At 45.8% G+C, this 19,671-nt stretch carries 14 protein-coding genes; 3 read left to right on the top strand and 11 right to left on the bottom strand.

The genetic code is table 11. The features are described 5' to 3' along the window. Positions 1–5: 5 nt before the first annotated feature. The 5 genes from U0033_RS25565 to U0033_RS25545 form a co-directional block, all read right to left on the bottom strand. Positions 6–1,139, bottom strand: coding sequence for a SusE domain-containing protein (locus U0033_RS25565; protein WP_072360898.1), 1,134 nt, complete (start codon positions 1,137–1,139; stop codon positions 6–8). A 32-nt stretch (positions 1,140–1,171) separates the two neighbouring features. Beyond that, the gene (locus tag U0033_RS25560; protein WP_072360554.1) at positions 1,172–2,776 is read right to left on the bottom strand and encodes a RagB/SusD family nutrient uptake outer membrane protein; all 1,605 of its coding nucleotides are present in this window, start codon (positions 2,774–2,776) and stop codon (positions 1,172–1,174) included. A 4-nt stretch (positions 2,777–2,780) separates the two neighbouring features. After that, entirely contained in the window at positions 2,781–6,269 is a 3,489-nt protein-coding gene (locus U0033_RS25555; protein WP_083571521.1) for a TonB-dependent receptor, read from the bottom strand. A 198-nt stretch (positions 6,270–6,467) separates the two neighbouring features. Continuing rightward, complete coding sequence (locus tag U0033_RS25550) at positions 6,468–7,463, bottom strand: FecR domain-containing protein (protein ID WP_072360552.1); 996 nt, start codon at positions 7,461–7,463, stop codon at positions 6,468–6,470. A 155-nt stretch (positions 7,464–7,618) separates the two neighbouring features. Further along, complete coding sequence (locus U0033_RS25545; protein WP_072360550.1) at positions 7,619–8,194, bottom strand: RNA polymerase sigma-70 factor; 576 nt, start codon at positions 8,192–8,194, stop codon at positions 7,619–7,621. Positions 8,195–8,539: 345 nt separating this feature from the next. On the opposite strand from U0033_RS25545, the gene U0033_RS25540 reads away from it, so the two are divergent. Continuing rightward, positions 8,540–8,779 (top strand): hypothetical protein, encoded by a 240-nt coding sequence (locus tag U0033_RS25540; protein ID WP_072360548.1) that lies wholly within the window; start codon positions 8,540–8,542, stop codon positions 8,777–8,779. Positions 8,780–8,827: 48 nt separating this feature from the next. After that, positions 8,828–9,253, top strand: a complete 426-nt coding sequence (locus tag U0033_RS25535) for a hypothetical protein (RefSeq protein WP_072360546.1) — start codon at positions 8,828–8,830, stop codon at positions 9,251–9,253. 1 nt (position 9,254) lies between these two features. Here the strand turns inward: U0033_RS25535 and U0033_RS25530 are convergent, their stop codons facing one another. The 3 genes from U0033_RS25530 to U0033_RS25520 all read right to left on the bottom strand — a co-directional run bounded on the left by U0033_RS25530 (position 9,255) and on the right by U0033_RS25520 (position 12,414). Beyond that, positions 9,255–9,926: a zeta toxin family protein gene (locus U0033_RS25530; RefSeq protein WP_083571520.1), complete on the bottom strand. Its 672-nt coding sequence runs from the start codon at positions 9,924–9,926 to the stop codon at positions 9,255–9,257. A 19-nt stretch (positions 9,927–9,945) separates the two neighbouring features. After that, positions 9,946–10,821 (bottom strand): DMT family transporter, encoded by an 876-nt coding sequence (locus U0033_RS25525; RefSeq protein ID WP_072360544.1) that lies wholly within the window; start codon positions 10,819–10,821, stop codon positions 9,946–9,948. Between the two features lie 144 nt (positions 10,822–10,965). Then, positions 10,966–12,414: a sialate O-acetylesterase gene (locus U0033_RS25520; RefSeq protein ID WP_072360542.1), complete on the bottom strand. Its 1,449-nt coding sequence runs from the start codon at positions 12,412–12,414 to the stop codon at positions 10,966–10,968. Between the two features lie 84 nt (positions 12,415–12,498). Here U0033_RS25520 and U0033_RS25515 point away from each other — a divergent pair, with 84 nt between their 5' ends. After that, on the top strand, positions 12,499–12,738 hold the full coding sequence (locus tag U0033_RS25515; protein ID WP_072360540.1) for a hypothetical protein: 240 nt from the start codon (positions 12,499–12,501) through the stop codon (positions 12,736–12,738). Positions 12,739–13,623: 885 nt separating this feature from the next. Here U0033_RS25515 and U0033_RS25510 read toward each other — a convergent pair. The 3 genes from U0033_RS25510 to U0033_RS25500 all read right to left on the bottom strand — a co-directional run bounded on the left by U0033_RS25510 (position 13,624) and on the right by U0033_RS25500 (position 19,627). Next, positions 13,624–16,071 (bottom strand): glutaminase family protein, encoded by a 2,448-nt coding sequence (locus U0033_RS25510; protein WP_072360894.1) that lies wholly within the window; start codon positions 16,069–16,071, stop codon positions 13,624–13,626. 356 nt (positions 16,072–16,427) lie between these two features. After that, positions 16,428–17,534 (bottom strand): glycoside hydrolase family 88/105 protein, encoded by a 1,107-nt coding sequence (locus U0033_RS25505; protein ID WP_072360893.1) that lies wholly within the window; start codon positions 17,532–17,534, stop codon positions 16,428–16,430. A 20-nt stretch (positions 17,535–17,554) separates the two neighbouring features. Continuing rightward, positions 17,555–19,627, bottom strand: a complete 2,073-nt coding sequence (locus U0033_RS25500) for a hypothetical protein (protein ID WP_072360538.1) — start codon at positions 19,625–19,627, stop codon at positions 17,555–17,557. Positions 19,628–19,671 lie beyond the last annotated feature (44 nt).

The following is a 19,671-nucleotide window of genomic DNA, read 5'->3' as shown; positions in this document are numbered from 1 at the left end:
ATAATTTATTTAATGATCACTTCGTGGGTATACGTCTTGTCTGGTGAGAAGTATACATTCACATCACAGTTTTTAGTGTCTACTCCACTGTTAAATTTGAAACAGTAGTTATACTGATCACTGTTTGTAATCAGGTGCAGTTCCCAGAAAGACAGCGGTGTTGCGGAAGTAGGGCGGTTATTATCAGCGTTGGAAGAACCCCACCATTCGTAACCAGCAGTACCATCAGCAGCCGTTACACTCAGGCGGAATTTATAACGTTCATCACGACCCCATGATTCCTGGTGGAAGTTGATCAGTTGATTTTTGAATGACCATACACCATTGCTCACGTAATCCAGTGGATACATGATCTTATTTTCCGGAGCGAACCACAGGCCCATACCGGTGATTTCGGTTACAGTAGCTGCAGCATTGTTAAAGTCCAGACGCAGGCGGTAAACCTTTGTACCAGTGCTTTGTGTGCCTTCACCATTTTGTTTTACAGCACCACCATCAATGTAGAAAGTAGTAGGTGCACCGGTATTTCTGTCTGTAAAATGGTAGGTACCATTCTTCAGGGAAGTATAGATTTCAAATACACCGGCTGAGGTAGATTTCAGTTTCATTGCAGCTGCCAGGTTATCACCAGCCTCTGTAGCAGTACCAGTCAGGTATACATCTACAGGAATTTCTGCAAAGCCATTTGGTCTTTCTACTTCGATGGTCCGGGATTCAGCAGCCTTCAGGATGTTGAACCCTTTTGAAGAATTCACGGTCCATTTCAGTTTACCGGTAGCAAGAGATTCGATACCTGCTTTTGCAGCGATTGTGTTCAGGTCTTTGTGAGACAGGGTCAGTTTGTTATTTACCCCACCCCCATCAGAAGCAACGGTAGCCAGTGGTGTGGAGAAGTCGCCGTTTTCCTTGTCGAACACTACTTCGTACAATACCAGTGAACCGTCTTCGGCACGTGCCTGTTCCCATTCAAAGGAAACGGAGGCACTGGTAGCAGGTTGCAGTTTGATATACTTATCATTTACCGGTGCACTCAGTGCAGGTACCGGCTTCATGTTCGTGTTGAGTTTATAGTCGTCCTTTTTACAGCTTACAGTCAGCAGTGACATGATGGCTAATATATGCAGAAAGTATGTTTTCATGTTTTGCAGCATTTTTAAAATAAGTGGAAATTCTACCAACCCTGGTTTTGACCGAGGTTACTGTTTTGGTCGCGTTCGAATGTAGGCACCGGCCAGAGATAATGTTTCGGATTATTGAAAACCCTGTTTTCAACGATGATATATCCGTTTGCATCTTTATTGAAAGCACCACCGCTCACTTTGATACCTCTCACTGGTTTTGCCAGCACCTGGTCAGCAATTTTCCAGCGGCGGATATCGAATGGACGGATACCTTCGCAAGCCAGTTCTGCACGTCTTTCACGGCGTATGATGGTTCTGAGCTGATCGCTGGTAGCGGAAGGGTATTCGGTCGCTCCTGCATCAGTAAACCCGGCGCGTACACGCAGTGCACGCACGGTACTGTTCCATACATTCGCATCCAGTTGGCCCAGTTCATTCTTGGCTTCTGCATACATCAGTAATACTTCTGCATAGCGAATCATGATCAGATTCAGGCTAGAGTTGTAATTGCTGGCTGTAGGATCGTAGTATTTGTAGAAATAATAACCGGTAGGAGATGCACCCTGATCGTCTACACTATTGGTAGCAGGATTGGAACCTGGCTGTGTGAGGATCGTTTGTACAGTACCGTTAAAGTCCGTGATAGTAGAACCATCGTGCAGGATGGTTGCATTAAAACGGGGATCCCTGTTATTGTAAGGATTGCTCTCGCTGTAGCCGGAACCTGATTCAGCAATTCCTTTACCATTCAGCATGACGTAATCATCCACCAGGTCCTGTGTAGGCACCAGTGTGCTTCTGAGCAAGGCAACGGTCTGTGGCAGGAAGCTACGTTGTGTAGCGTAGGTACGGCCACCACCATATTGCAGGTCGAGGATCACCTCACTGTTATATTCATTGTTGATGTTAAAGATGTTCTTATAGCTGGATTGCAGGCTATAAGTACCATTATCATTTTTACCAATGAGTTGTTCACAATCATCTACTACGGCTTGCCATTCTCCTTTATATAAATGTACCCGTGCGCTGAAAGCGATGGCAGCACCGCGGGTAATGCGGCCTCTGTCCTGGCTGCCGTAAGCAGTGTTCACGGGCAGGTCTGCACGAATTGCAGCCAGTTCTGATTGTACAAAGTTGAGGATATCTGCCTTTGGTGTACGGGTGATGGTCTTTGCATCGCTGATGGTGATCAGGTTGGTATAGAATGGAACATCGCCATACCAGTCTGCCAGCTGAAAGTAAGCGTAAGCACGAATAAAACGGGCTTCTGCCAGGATTCTTCTCTTCAGTGTAGAATCCATGTTTGGCACCTTGTCAATATTCGTGGTCACGATGTTACACTTGCGGATACAGGTGTAGCGGTAAGACCATTCGTTTGTAACTCTTGCATTGGATGGATCGTAAGCCCCATCTGCAATAGCGGTAACGTTGTCAAAGCCGATTCCGTTTACATAAGCGTTATCGCTCAGGGCTTCGTTACCGAAGAAGTAGCCATCGTTCGACATGTTTTCGTAACAGCTATTCACTGCTGCGAGGGCATCATTTGCATCCCGCCAGTAGGCCTCCTCAGTAAATTCGCGTGTGATAGGCTGATCCAGCTTACGGCAGGAATACAGCGTAGTCGCACTTATGAGTATTATCAGTAGTCTCTTCATACGTTTAAAATTTCAGGTCTATACCGAAAGAGAAGGTAGCTGCATTCGGATAGCTACGTCCTGCAATAGCATTGTAATTGGAAAAAGACAGCTTGTCGTCGAACTGTGTGAATTCAGGATCTACACCCAGATCGTGGAAGCGACGTGGTGTAAATGTGATCAGGTTCTGACTGGTGAAGTAGATTCTTGCACCCTGTACCTTAATGCGATCGGTAAAGCGCTTAGGCAGGTTGTAGCCGAATTGCAGGTTCTTCAGACGCAGGTAGCGGGTATCGAACAACCAGTAGTCTGAATAAGCGAAGTTGTTCGCATCAGCTGCACCAATTGTAAGACGTGGATAGCTTGCATCAGGATTAGTCGGTGTCCAGCGATCCAGGTGCTGCATAAAGGCATGGTCCTCATTATTGTGGAATGCCTCTACGATATCACCACGCAGGAACTGTGTACGCTTGCCAACTCCCTGCCAGAACATGGAGAAGTCGAAATTGCGCCAGCTGGCACTGTAGTTAAATCCGAATGTATAGCGTGGGAATGGGTTACCGAATACATAACGGTCGTTTGCATCGATCACACCATCGCCATTGCGGTCTATATATTTAACATCACCCGGCATTACCTGCTGATTGTAGGCGAATGGCACTTTTGGTGCATTCTTGATATCGTCCAGGTTCTGGTAAAGGCCATTGGATTTGTAACCGTAGTAAGACGCGATCGGGAATCCTTCTTTGATAATATAGGTGAAGTCAGAACCCTGGATATTTTGTTCACCATATTTGATCACCTTATTCAGGTTATCAGACAGGTTTGCACCGAAGGTATGTTTTACTGCGCCTGTTTTCAGGTGGTAGTTCACGGAGATCTCCCATCCTTTGTTCTGCACTTTACCTACGTTCTGCAGGGAAGAACCGATACCGGCAGTACCGGGTACTACCTGGAAGAGATAGATACCATTAGTGGTTTTGTTGAAGTAATCGAAGCTGGCGGAGATCTTGTTATTGAAGAGGTCCATATCCACACCGTAGTTACTCATCGTAGAGATTTCCCATTGCAGGATTTCGTTGTAAGCGGAGAAATCGGCACCGGGAGCAGGTGCGTTGTTGAACGCATACTTGCCGGAGTTGAGTGTTACACGGGCCAGGTAGTTGAAACCTCCGATGTTGGAGTTACCCACTTGTCCCCATGAGTAGCGCAGCTTGATGTTACCATATTTGTCTTTAAAGTCCTGGAAGAGTTTTTCATCTGTCACTCTCCAACCCAGGGAGAATGCAGGGAAGAACTGCCAGCGGTGACCGGGAGCCAGTTTGGATGAACCATCATAGCGCCAGGTAAATTCAGCGAGATACTTATCGTCAAATACATAGTTGACTCTGCCAAAGAGGGAGTTCAGTGCATAGAGATTCGGATTGCTGATATCGTTGTAAGTACCGATAGTAGAATAGTCGTAGCTGCCATCAGGTTTTGGAATATAGCCACCACCGATAGCCCACTGGTTATCGAGGTTAGTAGTTCCATAACGGCTGGCTTTAATACCGTAGAATTCATTCACAGCATCGCTACGTGCACCTGCCTGTGCCTTTATGTAATGCTTGCCGAAAGTGTTTTCATATTCAGCAGTTGCGTATACGTTGGTATTATTATCCTTGTATTCTGATTCGGAATACTGGTTGTAAGTAGGTGGATTGGCAGTGGTGTAATAGGGAGCATAGCTATATTTATTCACCCTGTTGACATCGTTGGTGATGGTGTAGTTGCCGGAAGCGTTGAAGTTCAGCTTCAGGTGTTTCACCGGTGTGATGGTTACATCCAGCCCACCAAGCAGGTTATCTTTCTCTACCAGGTCAAATCCCTGCTGATCCAGCTGTGCAAATACGTTATTACTGTTCAGTGCAGGTACAACGTAGTTACCCAGGGAATCCTTTACAGGATAGATCCGTGGTGTACGCATTGCATCGCGCATGAGGATACCCATGTCTGCGGACTGACGGCGGAAGAAGGATTTCGTGTAGGCGATGTTTGCATTCACTTTTACGTATTTGCTTACGTCTACGCCGAGGTTTGCTCTTGCGTTGTAGCGTTTATAATAGAAGTCCTGGTTCACGTATTTGTTTTGCAGCATATTGCCCTGGTTTACATAACCGAGGGAAATGAGGTAGTTGCTGCTTTTACCGCCACCTGTCAGGCTTAAGCTGTGGTTTTGCTGTGGAGTGTAGTTCCGGACCATTTCATCCATGTAGGAAGGATATGAGCCTTTACGTTTCCAGTAAGCAATTTCATCTGGTGTATACTGCGGTGTTTTACCGGAGTTTACCAGTGCTTCATCTTTCAGGGCCATATACTGCCATGCCTCTACGTTGCGTGGCAGCGTGGTAGGTGTTTGCCAGCCATACATACCGTTGTAGGTAACGGATGGTTTATCGTCTTTAGCACCTCTTTTGGTAGTAATATATATAACACCGTTTGCAGCCTGGGAACCGTAGATAGCGGAAGAAGCAGCATCTTTCAATACGGAGATGCTTTCCACATCATAAGGGTTCAGGTTCTGGAGGCCATCGCCGCCGGTCTGCACACCATCGATAATGATGAGCGGGGAGTTGCCGGTGAGGCTACCTACACCACGGATGTTGAGTGTTAGTTTAGCACCTGGTTCTGCATTTTGTTGTTGCAGGATGAGGTTGGGGGCTGTACCCTGGAGGGCCTGGAACATGTTTGTTACAGGGCGGCCTTCAAGATCCTTGGTCGAAATGGTATTGATTGCCGCAGTTACCTGGGTTTTCTTTTGTGAACCGTAAGCTGTGATCACTATCTCTCCCAGGTCCTTGGAATCGGCGGTGAGCATTACGGTAATATTAGTTCTGCCATTGATACCCACCTCCGATGGGATGTAGCCAACGGAAGAGCAAACTAAGGTACCATTGGCTTGCCCAGCTGGGATCTTTAGCGTAAAAAAACCATTATCATTTGTAGTGGTGCCGAGGCTGGTACCTTGCAGACGTACGTTGACGTTAGGAATACCTACCCCTTTTGCGTCTACAACTTTACCGCCGACGGAGATGTCATTGGCCTGAATGGTCGTGGCGGCCTGGCGGCCCTGCCGGAGAATGATCTTGTTATTGATCTTTTCGAAGCGGATGTCCAGCGGGGAGAGGATGAGCTTAAGCACATCGTCGAGCTGCTGATCTTTGACGGTAAGGGTGACTCTTTGGCCTGCTCTGACTTCATCATTAGAATAGACGAAGACAAAGGGAATTTGTGCTTCAATTTTTTCCAGCACCTGTCCCAATCCTTCATCATTTACCTGGAGGGAGATGCGGTTGTCTGCTGGCTTTTCGGCTGCATTGACCTGCTGTGCGCCTGAATAGCGGCCAGTATTAGAGGCGAAAGCCATCTGGGCACGCAGATCGAGTATGTTCATAGCGATCATACAGACGAACATAGGCAGGAAAAGGGAGCGGAAAGTAGCCGGAATAGTGAATCGTAGCGGTCTTTCTTTCATAACGCTATTTTGGTTTATGTGTGTATCAGTAATATTTGCAGATTGTAGGTCGCAGAAAATTTATAGACTGCGACGGCGGCTAAAAAGGGCTGACGTGGGAGCCCTTTCCAGCAATGCCTGTACCTTAACGTGAATTATGAATTTCTTTTTTGCTGCGTGGTAATGTTTATTTTATTGAACAATGAGTGATTGCATTTGCTATTCACTTATCAGCAGTGTGCTATCAGTTATATTATAGTGGAATGATATTGACCTTGCGAGGTAATACATGATATCCTGCAGGTTGTTGTTCTGGAATGAGCCTGTGAGCCTGTAATGGCGTGGTGCATCATCGATAAAGGAGATCTTTTTACCAAAAGTTCTTTCCAGTTCAATGCCTATTTCTTCCAATGTTTTATCTCTGAATACGAGGCGGCCTTCTGTCCAGGCTTTATCGTCTTCAGCAGCTGTTGGTTCTTTAATTATAGTGTTTGCTGCGGTAGGCTGATAGATTACTTTTTCATCTGGTGTGATGAAGACGGTATCCTTATTATCAGCTGGTATAAAGGCTACTTTACCTGTTTGTACGGATGTTTGCACGGCTTCATTTTCATAGGCACGGATGTTAAAAGAGGTACCTAATACATGTACACTTCCATTAGCGAGGTGGATGATGAAAGGCCGGCCCGGATTGGGAGCGATGTCAAAGAATGCTTCGCCGGTAAGGTATACTTCCCTTGAATTGCTGTTGAACACTTCAGGGTAAGTTAGTTTACTGTCTACATTGAGCCAGATCTTACTGCCATCAGCGAGTTCGATAGAAGCACGGGTCGCTTTGCCATTCTGGCGATGCAGCCATTGCATGGTATCGTTGACTACAAAGTGAGAAACGGGTGTATGAGCTTTGTCTACATACAACAATCCTGCACCGAGTATTAACATAGCAGCGGCAGCGCTGAGCCATTTCCACACGGTTCTTTTTGATTGCAGTGTGGGTATGGCATGTATACGTGCCATGGTTTTTTGAAGGGCCAGTTCGGTATCTGCAGCAGCATGGTAAGGTGCTACAGTGAAATAAGATTGTAACAGGTTGAATTGTTCCTGTAGATAATCGTTTTCTTGCAATAGCACATCCAACTCCTGCAGCTCTTCGGCGGTAGCTTCTCCAGCCAGTTTCCTGGCGGCTAGTGTATTAAATTGTTCTTCGTTGATCATAAATTGAGAAGCCGTTGTATGAGAAGGACAGTGATATTTTAAAAACTACTTACAGCACAGTGAAACTTTTTTTGAAATGCTTTCAGCTATTTGAATACTTCGTTCTTTTTGGCAGTTCGAAGGAGTTATTTTTTCTTTTCAGCAAGCCGAATGGCTTACTTTTTCTTCACTTTCAATGATACGAATGGACCGATCACTTCATTCAATCTTTTCATCGCTCTGAATAGCTGTGTTTCTACTGTACGGGGTGAGATATTTAAGATCTCTGCTACATCTTTATATTTAAACCCTTCTTCTTTTATCAGTTTAAACACGCGCCGGCATTGATCCGGGAGTCGGTTTACTTCCTGATCCATTTTGAAAAGGATCTCTTTCCACTCCATATTTTTAGCCGGATCTGTGGTGGTCAGACCGGCTAATCCCGAATCATCATTTAAGGGTGTGATCCGGAGATTGGAATATTGTTCGAGATAATTAAGTGAGTGATTTTTGACGGCAACGAACAGGTATACTTCCAGGTTGGAAATATCGCCCAGTTCGGCACGGCGGTTCCAGATCTTCACGAACACGTCGGAGACGATTTCTTCGGCGGCTTCGCGCGTAGATACATATTGCATGCAAAAGTGCAGCAGACGTTCGTAATAGTGACGGAATAGCGCGGCGAAAGCTTTTTCATCGCCCTCTTCAGCTATTTGCTGTTGCCATAAACGGATGTTTTCATTGTTACTCATACCCTGCTGACAGAACCGTAGATGATTTTTGCCCCTTTCATAATGTGGAAAATGACGAGTTAGGCCATTTTATATAGGACAGATAAATTAGACAAAATACTTACAGGGAAGGAAAATATTTTTTGAGGGGGGAGTTGCTTCAAGTAGAAGCCAGGTTATACTCAGTGCCAAAGTGAGTATTTTGGTGCGCAATGAATAAACCCCAAACGCCCTCCCAGACTGCACTGCGATAGGAATATCAGTCATTAATTGAAATGTTAATATAGTAAGAATTTTATGTGTGAAATCGGGGGAAAAAGCTTAACTTAGTATTGTTACCCAAGATTATTAAACTTCAAATAATTAATGTCGGCGATATTTAATACCATATTAGTGATTATAGCTGTTTTCAGCTTGCTGTCTACCTTAGCATTACCAATCATCAGTGCCTGGAGGGAATCAGCCAGGCTGAAGAAATATAATACACATCCTCCGAAGGCTTTAGTATTGGAGGACAATAGAGGAAAGGTAGTAGTACTTGAACTGAAAAAACAGAATGATGCACAAGAGATTCTTCGCACGATGGATGTACTACTAGGTAAGTGACCCGAATACCATAAATTCAATTCAATCCTATAAAACCATTTTCATTCCTTGGATCAAGCAAACTTATTGGTTGCTAACCCATCCACAGAGGCTCTCAATAACCAGAACCAGCAACCAAGCACTACATCTGCCAGTATAGCTGGCGCAAGCAGTGGTACCCTGCTCGTACTGCTAGCTAGCAATCTCCCTGACACATATCCACTAAAGTCCTGGCTTGTTATTATTGCTCCCAGTGTTTCAATAGCCTTTTCTTTAATCTGGAAGTTCCTTATACGGGAGAAGAATGCGTATTACAAACGGAAACGGGTAGTGAAATTTAAAAAGTTACTACTTAAGAAAATAGAAGCGGCGTTAAGTGATGGGCTTATATCGCCAGAAGAGGCAGCAGCATTGAAAAGGAAAATGATTGAGATCGAGCTGCAAAGTATTGACAACCTTGCGAACAAGATCAAAACCATTGAATTTGAAGAGTAGCCTATTCCGTTTGAATACTTTGGACCGGATTGGTCAGCGCGGCAGTCATTGCTTTGTGACTTACGGTGAGCAAAGCTATGCCTACCGAGGCTGCCATCGCGGTCAGGAAGACGGTTGCATTCACTTCCGTACGCAGGGTGAAGTGTTGCAGCCAGTTGTTCATGAGCCACCAGCCAGCTGGTGCTGCCAGCAGGAAAGCTATGCCGGTTAGGAACAGGAATTCTTTCCAGAAGAGAATGTATAGTTTTATCAAATTGGATATCCCCCTATAATACCAGCGCTCAATTACATCCGGCGGAATGTTATGCCCTCCCCTCGTCACCCTGTCTTTCACGCGCTGCATCGCAAACTCTGGGGAACTTAGCCAGAAATAAAGCAAAGTTGTTTTATAGTTTGCATTTGCTGCCTTTTTCACAAGTGATACATAACTCTTTGTGGACAATGTTGTTTCAAGTGCAAAATCCACTCCTTCACTCATCAACAATTCTATTCGCTGCAGCATTAATCTCCCGGCTTCCAACGCGACACTTTCCGGATTAAAAGGAGATAAACCTGCTGCAATACTATCCGCATTCACAAACTCTTTACACTCCAGGATTTCAGGCAGCACAGTATAACTGACCGTCGTCTTACCCGCCCCATTGCAACCTCCTATGATATAAAGATTCGGCATTATTAAATTTAAGGCTTAATCAGTTTTTCTTTGCAAACTTCTCGCGCTGACCTAAATACAATCCACCAATCACCAGCACCGTGCCCACCCAGGTAAACCAGGTAATCGCTTCATGTAGCAAGATAGCCGCATATATAAACCCAAACACCGGGCATAAAAACAGCCAAAGCGATGCCCTTACCGCATCCCTTTTTACCAGGTAGAAAAAAAGCTGCAGCGCAGTCACAGACACCGGCAACACCAGCCATAAAAGCCCGCCCCAGAAATTGAGGTCATATTTTGTAGCAGAAAAATCGGAAGTAAAGCAGGTAAACGGCAATAACATCAAACCTCCCAGGAACACCTGCCAGCCATTGATGACGAGATTTGATAATTCCCATTTTACACGGGAATAATAGACGGTGGCCGCAGAAACGGAAAGCATGCCAGTGAGAAGGATAATTAACCCGGCTAATGAGCCATGACTTTGGGCCAATGAAGGATAAGTAGCTATTGCAACGCCGGATAAGCCCAGGAACATCCCCGTGACCTCATACCATTTTAATGGCCGCTTGAGCCAAATTGCTGATATGGCCATGATAAATAAGGGGTTCGTAGCAGTTGCCAGGGTACCGATACCCGCAGATACAGATTTCATGGCAATGACATAGAAGCTGAGATATAAGGTCGTATTCAGGAACCCAAATGTGAGCAGCTGCTTCCATTCATCCCCCCTGGGCATTCTATGCCTGCCTCTCTGAATGAGATAGGCGAACAACAGCATACCGCCTCCTGCAAGGAAAAAACGGAAATTGGCTAATATTAATGGCTCTGCGGACCTGATACCAATCTTGGTAGCCACGCTGGCCGAGGCCCATAGCATGGCGAATAATACTCCGAATACAACTTGACGCATTTGATACACCCTGGTTACGAGCCAAAGGTAATATCTTTCCCTGCATATGAAATGACAAACCAGCTACCGATGCCTGCAGCATCAGTAGCTGGTTGTGAAAGGGAATGGCCTGCAGCCGGCTTTAAATTATGTAGATCAACAGGATTAATTCTTGCCAAAGGTCACTCCCTGCCAGTCATCCGTTCTAAACGGACTGGCAGGCAAACCTGCACCATTATATAAATTCCCCTGTGGATTATTAGCCCAGTCATACCTCACTGCCACAGGATGTGGCACTTCTTCACTCCACACCAGCACCTGGTTCCCCTTAATCGTCGCCTGTGCCCAATGGAATTGTTTATCCTCACCAGCAATCGCGAACCCTTTTAAGGTACTTCCCTGCTTTGCCTGCAAGCCTTCATCTGTATTCTTAAAGTTCAGGGTAACCTTATTCCCGGCCACCTGTTTAGACACATATACCGGGCCGGAATAAGCAATCTTTTCCCCATACACCTGTGCCCTTGCAATGAGCGCAAGCCTATGCCCTACTTCCTGTTTGTTTTTAGGATGTATATCTTTCGCGTCTCCTATATCAATTGCTGAAGCCATGCCTGTAGCTGGCAGTGATAATGTCTTTGATTGCGCTTCACGCAGCTCCGCCCAATCAGACTCCACAGGTTGTGCATCCACATCTTTGAAGTTCGCCAGCTGTACAAAATAGAAAGGGAAATCCCCCTGCTTCCACTGTTTGCGCCAGTCTTTTATCATGAGTGGAAATAATTCCCTGTATTGATAGGCTCTCCCCGCATTGCTCTCTCCCTGGTACCAGATGGCTCCACGAATTGTATAAGGAATTACCGGATGAATCATTGCATTATATAAGAGCGTGACTTTATTAGGATTAGATGGCGATTCCGGTGCGGGTAGTTGTTCAAACTTCTTCACAGAGTCAGCAAAGGCAGGCATTTTCTTCAATGATTCCCCACTCGTCCACGCTTCTGCTACAGTACCTCCCCACGAAGTGAGGATGATTCCCACCGGTACCTGTTCATAACCATTGATTTCACGGGCAAAAAAATACGCTACGGCAGAAAATTCCGGGATACTCCGGGGCGTACAGGCCTGCCATCCGCCCTCCCATGCAGCGACAGTATCCAGCGCTACGGTGCTGGTTGCACGTTTTATCATCAGCAAACGGATATTGGGATAGTTAGCGGCTTTAACTTCCTGTTCATAGTTGTGGATCTTGCCCCAGCCCTGTAGCGGCATCTCCATATTGGACTGGCCGGAAGCCAGCCATACTTCGCCTATTAGTATATTATCGAGGTGTATGGCGTTCTTTCCTTTTAACGACATTTCATATGGGCCACCAGCGGGCATTGCAGGAAATGTAAGCTGCCATTTCCCTTTTTCTGTTGCAACAGTTTTAATTGTTTTTCCCCTAAAAGTTACCGCTACAGTCTCGCCTTTATCGGCCCATCCCCAAATATGTAATGGTTTATTACGCTGCAAAACCATATTGCTTCCCACCAAAGCGGGTAATTTAATATCAGCATAACAAAAAGAAACAAATAACGATAACACAATGGTACTGAGGAACGTGGATAATCGCATGGATTTAGATTTTAAATGATCCGTACAAGTTACAAAAGTTTGGCACGAAATTTTTATAAGTGTTTTTATTAAAATGAAACTATCATGGCAAACGGTATCATCACTTTCGAATTTGACATTAAAGCGCTTCACTATTTGAATTCAAATAGCCGCTTTATCAGAGCAACTGCAGATGCCAATGGTAATATCGACATTGCAGCGGCAGCGTTACAATACTATAATATGACCAATACTCATTTCGATATGGAACTGGAAAGCGAAGAAGATGTGGATAGATTTAAACATGTGGCCCGCCGCTTTTTCAGTGGATTTAGTGAGAACTAAGTTATTATTCAATTGCACCCGTAAGAGCTACCTGATTTATAAAGATATTATTCGTTTAGCGCAAGCACTTTTCATCCAATTGTATGATTCCCAGGTTTCACCCATTGTAACACCGAAATAGTTTCATCCATTGTAATACTAAGAAAAAAAGCTTCATCCATTTGTAAGCTCCCAAAACTTTCATCCATTTCCCCCAGAAACTTTCATCCATTTTGCCCTGAACCCCTTCATCCATTTTCCCCAGAAACTTTCATCCTGAATCTTTCATCCATTTTGCCCAAAACTTTTGTCCAATTGTAGCCCCCGATCCTTCATCCAATAGCCGACCCCAGAATTTTTTCATCCGGTTACAAGCCCAATTTTTTCATCCACCTGCGCACCCTGATTATTCATTGTTTCCCCGTTTTGTTCATTGTTCCCCCCAAACATTCATTGTTTCCTTATTACATCCATTTTATTTCCTCACAAAGCATCCATTTCCCAAAAAAGTGAGCAGCCTGCGAAGCGCAATTCGCAGGCGCTTTTTTGTAAATGCGTAAGGCCTGGCGATTGCCAGGCCTTACGCATTCAACAATGTAATGTAGGTAAAGGAATAAATAAGAATTTAAAATGAAAGGTCGCCAGGAATGACAACCTTTTTCTACCATATCCTAATAAAAACCAAGCTCTTAACAGTATATGATCATGCTCATATACATATATTTTGAATAAATTATTTCAGATTGTTATTTACCAATAGAGAAGTCTCAGAATAGTATGACATAGTCTGTCACAAATATAAAAAAGCCTCTAATCGTGACATGTAGTACAATTACTACACCTAAAACAATGATGGAGAAGCCGTAGAACGGCCTCCCCATCAAATATATGGCTGCTTGCAGCCGATTATTTACCCAGCTTTTTTGATAACATTTCCATAAAATAACCACCTACCACACTTCTTGCCTGGAAGCCTACCATCTTACCGTCAGTAGTCTCATGCCAGTCAGAAATAGGTACACGGCTGCTGGTTTCCTGTGCATACTTATAGATCGGTGTGATCAGCGCTTCAAAATCAGACTGATTATCTGTCAATGTTGCTGTCCACACAATCCAGTCAGATTTTGTGTAGGTACGACGGCTATCCAGTGGTAAACCATATTTCTTCTGTTGCGTCAGGTAGTACTTAATTTCCTTATCGTATACTGATTTAGGGAACAAGTCCAGACCCAGCACCTTATCCCAAACCAGGTTGTACTTCTGGCTCCAGGTACCTTTGCGTTCAAATGCAAGGGTATAGTGGTCTCCATCTTCCGCGAGTTTCATCCAGTTAGTCACCATGCCCTTAGCAGCGGTTCTGAATTTCTCAGCAGTTGCTTTATCTCCCAGCTGATCGGCCAGGCTTGCATAGCAACCCAAGCCTACGATTGCCTTTACAGACAGGTTCGCATTTCTTGCCAGGTGACCGGCAAAGTCGTCGGTACACAGCTGGTTAGCAGGATCGAAACCTTCTTTCAACAGGTATTCAGCCCATGTAGTCAGGGTTTTCCAGTGTTTCTTTGCATAGTCTGCATTACCTTCTGCTTTCGCAATAGCAGCAGTCAGGATGATCATGTTACCTGATTCTTCTACAGGCATCCCTTCGCCATATACCTGGCCATTTGCCAGTGGATAGGTGCCCAGGTCATGTGCTGCATAAGGTTCAGTGTATTTACCGCTTTCGCTGAAGTAGAAGATACCGTTTGTCATACCCTTCATCAGATCAGGATTGTAGATCAGGAACAAAGGAGCTGAAGGATAAGTTACATCCACTGTATTGATACAGCCGTTGCTGAAGTTCTCTTTGGAGAGGAACAGGATCTCACCGGTAGGACTCTTCACCAGTTTGTGTGCAGCAATGCTCTGGCGATAGCCGAGTACGCAGAGTTTAGCGTAAGTGTCGCCACCAGCTTTGGTTGCATCAGTATACATCTGTTGGTCGAAGGTCTTACAACGAGCCAGGATTGTACCATAGTCTTTATTGGCAGCAGCCAGTTCTTTTTCGATGGTGAAGCTGTCGTCTTTTTTCCACCATGGACGCAGGTTAGTACCGAAGTACTGGATGCTGTAGATATCATCGTAACCAATCAGCACTACCTGCTCTTTGGATGCTGCGCCTACTTTACCCAGTTTCACGACTGTGTTCAGTACCAGTTGCTTGCCGGAGGTCACTGTTTTAGGGTTACCGGAGAAGGAAGCAATTGCATCGCCATCAGTGGTAATCGTCTGTACAGCATTTGCTTCTTTAGGTACGGCTACATACACATAACCCCAGTCAATGCGGAGGTCATCACCTTTCTTTGCCAGGATCGCCTGTTCTTTCGTACCTGCTTTCAGGATAGACAGGCCATTGCTTGTAAGCTGCTGTGCTGTCATTTCCTGGCCGGCAGTGTTGCTGGCAAGAGTGGAACTTGCACCGAAGTACACCTGTACATCGTGTTGCGCGCCATCATTTGACTGTACTTTGTAGCTGATATAAGATACCGGGCGAGACATCAGGTCCAGGTCATTCAATAATAAAGGAGACAGGAAGTTCAGTGTCAGGTCTACCTTACCACAGGTAAAGGTGTAGGTAGTCTGTGTAGCTGTCAGCTGAACGCTTTTCTGCACGGCTGGCTTAATCGCATCTGCCAGTAGATTCTTTGGTTTTACTGAAATTCCCGCATCGAGGTAAGCACCACCCTGTGTATTGGTAACATGTATGGCCATTACATTTTTACCTTTCTTCAGGAGTTTCTTTACGTCATCGCTGATTGGGAAATATTGTGTGTGGTTCAACCAACCGTCATAGCTATACGCTTTCGTACCGTTAATATATACTTCAGCGTTATCATCGTGGTTGATCTTCAGGAACAGTGGTTCTGAAGGGATGGTGTTCAGGTTGAATGTGCGGCGTACCCAGATGTCGCGGGTATTCCATTGTGTACCTGACATGTGTTTGTCGTTGGTAAAAGGCGCTTCGCCTGTTTGCCAGCCTTTTTCAACAAAGGCAGCAGACATCCAGTCAGCCGCAGGTGCTGTTTCTGTATAGGCTACAGTGTATTTCTTTTCATCAGCGGCAGGTACGATACCATCAAAATGTTCACCCTGGCGACCGAGTACACGGTAGGTGGTGCCATCCACCTTCAGCATACCTACGATTGGCTGTTCGGCACCGGTCCAGTGACGGGTGGCGGAAGCAGCCAGGTCGTCTGTAGCAGACCAGATGCTGAAATAAGGATCGTGTGTTACCAGCGGATAGGCAGGAGCCGTTTGTTGCTGCGCGTGAAGCTGCTGAGCGAGCAACAGCGCGGCAATACCCAAAAATTTGTTCATGGTTTTGTGGAGCTTTATGTTGATTAAATTATACGCAAACGTGGACGCAGGGCCATTGCTGGCTGCGGAAGTGTTGAGACGCATAGACCTTAAATATTGAGTAATGACGTGGTTCCTTACTGCTCGTTTTTCATTCACACAGGGTGAAAAATAGGGATTTTATTCTAAATAAAGGTAAATGGTACGCTTAATTTTTTGTGAAAGCGGAGTGAGTTTTGGGGGAAAGAGCGACCGCAATCCACTTCCGCCTTCGGCAGAAGTGGATTGGGTCGGGGGTGAGGCCTGCGGCCGGCTGAGAAAAGGAAGCTGGGATAAAAGTTCGCCGACAGGAAATGAAATCGATTGTATTTGAAGGGCTATTTTAATTTGTAGATCTCGCTACCTGCAAGGAGGAAACATCCCAATCCATAATCTTCAAAATCGGGGATCTTATCGAATGTCACCGGCTGACCATCTGAAGGTTGCTTTCCGGTACTCTGCACATAACCCAGCATTCCATTATCATGTACACAATCTTTTACCAGGGCATTCCAGGCTTTTACGACCACCGGGTAGTATGTTTTTTTATCAAGATAGCCTTTCCGGATGCCCCAGGTAATACCATATACAAATAAGGAAGTACCCGTCAGCTCTTTGCCACCGTAGTTCCCCGGGTCACGCAGACTTGCATTCCAGAAACCATCCTCCCTTTGCAGGGGTAATAAGGCGGCAGACATTTCCTTAAAATCATTCAGGAAGATCTTATAATAAGGAGAATTCTGAGGTAGCTGCTCCATGGTTCTTAGCAGCGCGGCCAGTACCCAGCCATTGCCACGGCTCCAGTAGCAGTTCTGACCATTGGGTTCTTTATAAGGAGGAATGAAGTCCTTGTCTCTCCACCATAAATGTTCTTCTTTATTGTACAGGCCATTCTTCGTCCACTCATACATTTCATACATGCGATGGTAATAGGCAGTGTCTTTGTAGATCTTTCCTAAACGGGCCATCACCGGCATGGCCATCTGGATGGCATCTATCCAATGCCAGTCATCAATCTTTGCTGTTTTCAGCATCGTATCGATAGAGGCTTTGATATTGGCGATGCGTTCAGGCTTTTTGTCTACCAGGTACAGATCGATGTATGTCTGCCCACAATCCTGGTCATCCGCATTGCGGGTTTTGATGCCGTTCCGCAGGTTCCAGTGATGCTTTTCGCCCCACTGCACGGCATAGTCGTAGTAAGGCTTTTTAGGATCAACGCAATACAAAGCCATGAGCCCTTCATAATACACACCACGGGTCCAGATATTAGAAGGCCATGTTTTATTCAACACAATCTCCTTTCCTGTATCCGGCCACTTTTCCATAAAATACTGATTCGTCTTCGTCAACGCATCCAGCGTCGTCTTTTTGGGAATGAGGGTTTGCTGTGCCTGGGTTGCTATGGCCGTCAGCATAGCAACGAACAGAAAATACTTTTTCATTGTGGATATATTTTGATTTATCAGGGCATAGGCTTCAGGCCCTCCCATTTTACTTTCCATTTGCCATTTTTAGGAATGCCCGGTTCCCTGGTGGTGCAACCATCATAACCCGCACACATCAGGGCAACGGCTGTCAACAAGCCGCCATTCCCCGGCAGGTATAGGCGTAACCTGTCATCCTGGTAATTATGCCCATTCGGCAACCAGGTATTGGTCCGGATATTCATGAACAGGGCATCTATTGCCTTTTCCGGCTCACCCAGTCTTACCGCTGTCATACAGGTAAGGGGGAAATCCCATCCCCAGGTATCTTTCCAATCCCAGCTGGTCCATATTTTATCGAGGGTATGGTGCATGATCAGGGTATCCAGGGCGGGGCTGGCAGGTAGCATACCTAATGTACCCAATACTGCAGGATGATCTGTCATGTAAGATGGCCGGGTATAGCTATCCGGGGCACTTTCGGCAGCGAGGTATAGGCTATCCTTTTGTGGCAGGGGTGACAGGCCCTGTAATACTTTTCCCCATTCCGGGTTCGGGGGCAGGCCGGCCCGTTTTCTCCATAGCTGGGCGGTTTGTAATCCCCAGCGCCAGTAAGCCAGTTCGTATGTTGGGTTGTAAGTATCTTCCGGTTTAAATCTTTCCTGTGCGGGAATCAGTCCTTTGCCTAAAATATAATGATGGGAGGCACTGTCATACCAGGCATAGGAAGCCATGAAATCGGCAGTGGCAGTAACAAGTGACTGATACTTAGCCAATACTTCCGGGTGCTGGCGATAGAGCAATTCAGCCATGTAAATAAAATGAGGTTGTTGCCAGATGAGGAAAGCACCTACCGAAGAAGGGCTTTCGTTCCCTTCGGGGTCTGTCATCTTTTGCCAGCGGATTCCTTTATAGCCCTGTCTTTGGGCGATAGCACGCGCTTTGCCTGCTACAGCAGCATACCATTGTAGGCTCTTTTCCATCAGGTCTGCTCTTCCCCAAAGGGCGAAATGAACGGCATGCCACCAGTACATTTCAAGATGAGGTTTACCATACCAGCTATTGTAGGTGAGCCCCGTTTCCTGCGGCGGCATGTAGCCTGCACACTGTACAGCCATGAGGTATTGGGAAAGGACGATCCTCCTTTCCAGTTCAAAGGCACGGGAGTCGGTGCTACCACTAAAATCAACAGCTCCGCCTCTTTTCCAGAATGCCTGCCAGTATTGGCGGCTGTCATTTTCCGTTTGCGCAAAAGAAGGAAGGTCCTGCGCTTCTTGAGGAGAGAACTCAATTGTGATCTCCTCGTCAGGGGTAAGCAGGTACTCATGAAGATGAGGACTGCTTGTATTTATAGGGGAATAATTCAGAAAATAACGGGTTGTATCTAACTCGTGGATGATAAGACCGGGTTTTATGACAGATGAATGGTGCCTGCCAGGATGCTGGTAGTTTGCGCCAGCATCTGCAAATTCGCCTGTTGGATAAGGAAGGCGGATACGGATTTTCAAACGCCCCTGTTTTACAAGGGGAGAAATAACTTTGATGGATACGAGGTCTTTGTGGGGGTGTACGACTGTACGAACTTTTACCGGGATCCCCTCTACGCTGAAGGCACTGCGGATCTCTCCATTCCAGAGATCAAGGACCTGGTTTACCTGTTGCAGGTCGCTGAGGGCAGCGGCCTGGCCATTCTTCTTCAGGATCTGGAAACCAATATTTCCGAGTTGTAAGCGGTGTACATTCTGGCGGAAATAATCCACCGCAGGGGTATTCTTCTTTTGAACAGCGTAAGTAATATCCCGGCCATGCAGGTGGTAGGGCTGGTAAGCATCTTCAATTTTATATCCTGCAGTATTAGGGAAGCTATGCCATCCCCAGCCGGATTGTGTACCCAGGGGAATGCCTTTGCTATAAGCTTCAGGAAATGTTTGTAGGCCGGTAGCATCTACCGTAAATGCAAAATTGCCATTGCCCAGGGTCAGGGCAGCGAGGGTATCTGGCTGGTGTAAAGTAGGGTTATGCCGCTCCACCAGCGCCTGGCGGTTGATGGGCGTTTGTCCGCATACGATACTGTATGCGCAGGTCAACAGGAAAGTAAGATAGTTTTTCATCTCGTGGAATACTTAAATGTACGTTTTTATGGAAACGTTTGCAT

The sequence above is a fragment of the Chitinophaga sancti genome (assembly GCF_034424315.1).
GTDB lineage: Bacteria > Bacteroidota > Bacteroidia > Chitinophagales > Chitinophagaceae > Chitinophaga > Chitinophaga sancti.
Note: the sequence above shows the minus strand (reverse complement) of the source record. Positions and strands in the feature narration are given on the sequence as shown.

Excerpts from the sequence above, each read along its gene's own strand:
- U0033_RS25530 (WP_083571520.1), bottom strand. The coding sequence starts at position 9,926 with ATGCCGAATCTTTATATCATAGGAGGTTGCAATGGGGCGGGTAAGACG.
- U0033_RS25505 (WP_072360893.1), bottom strand. The coding sequence starts at position 17,534 with ATGAAAAAGTATTTTCTGTTCGTTGCTATGCTGACGGCCATAGCAACC.
- U0033_RS25555 (WP_083571521.1), bottom strand. The coding sequence starts at position 6,269 with ATGAAAGAAAGACCGCTACGATTCACTATTCCGGCTACTTTCCGCTCC.
- U0033_RS25550 (WP_072360552.1), bottom strand. The coding sequence starts at position 7,463 with ATGATCAACGAAGAACAATTTAATACACTAGCCGCCAGGAAACTGGCT.
- U0033_RS25500 (WP_072360538.1), bottom strand. The coding sequence starts at position 19,627 with ATGAAAAACTATCTTACTTTCCTGTTGACCTGCGCATACAGTATCGTA.
- U0033_RS25520 (WP_072360542.1), bottom strand. The coding sequence starts at position 12,414 with ATGCGATTATCCACGTTCCTCAGTACCATTGTGTTATCGTTATTTGTT.
- U0033_RS25565 (WP_072360898.1), bottom strand. The coding sequence starts at position 1,139 with ATGAAAACATACTTTCTGCATATATTAGCCATCATGTCACTGCTGACT.
- U0033_RS25515 (WP_072360540.1), top strand. The coding sequence starts at position 12,499 with ATGGCAAACGGTATCATCACTTTCGAATTTGACATTAAAGCGCTTCAC.
- U0033_RS25540 (WP_072360548.1), top strand. The coding sequence starts at position 8,540 with ATGTCGGCGATATTTAATACCATATTAGTGATTATAGCTGTTTTCAGC.
- U0033_RS25525 (WP_072360544.1), bottom strand. The coding sequence starts at position 10,821 with ATGCGTCAAGTTGTATTCGGAGTATTATTCGCCATGCTATGGGCCTCG.
- U0033_RS25510 (WP_072360894.1), bottom strand. The coding sequence starts at position 16,071 with ATGAACAAATTTTTGGGTATTGCCGCGCTGTTGCTCGCTCAGCAGCTT.
- U0033_RS25560 (WP_072360554.1), bottom strand. The coding sequence starts at position 2,776 with ATGAAGAGACTACTGATAATACTCATAAGTGCGACTACGCTGTATTCC.
- U0033_RS25545 (WP_072360550.1), bottom strand. The coding sequence starts at position 8,194 with ATGAGTAACAATGAAAACATCCGTTTATGGCAACAGCAAATAGCTGAA.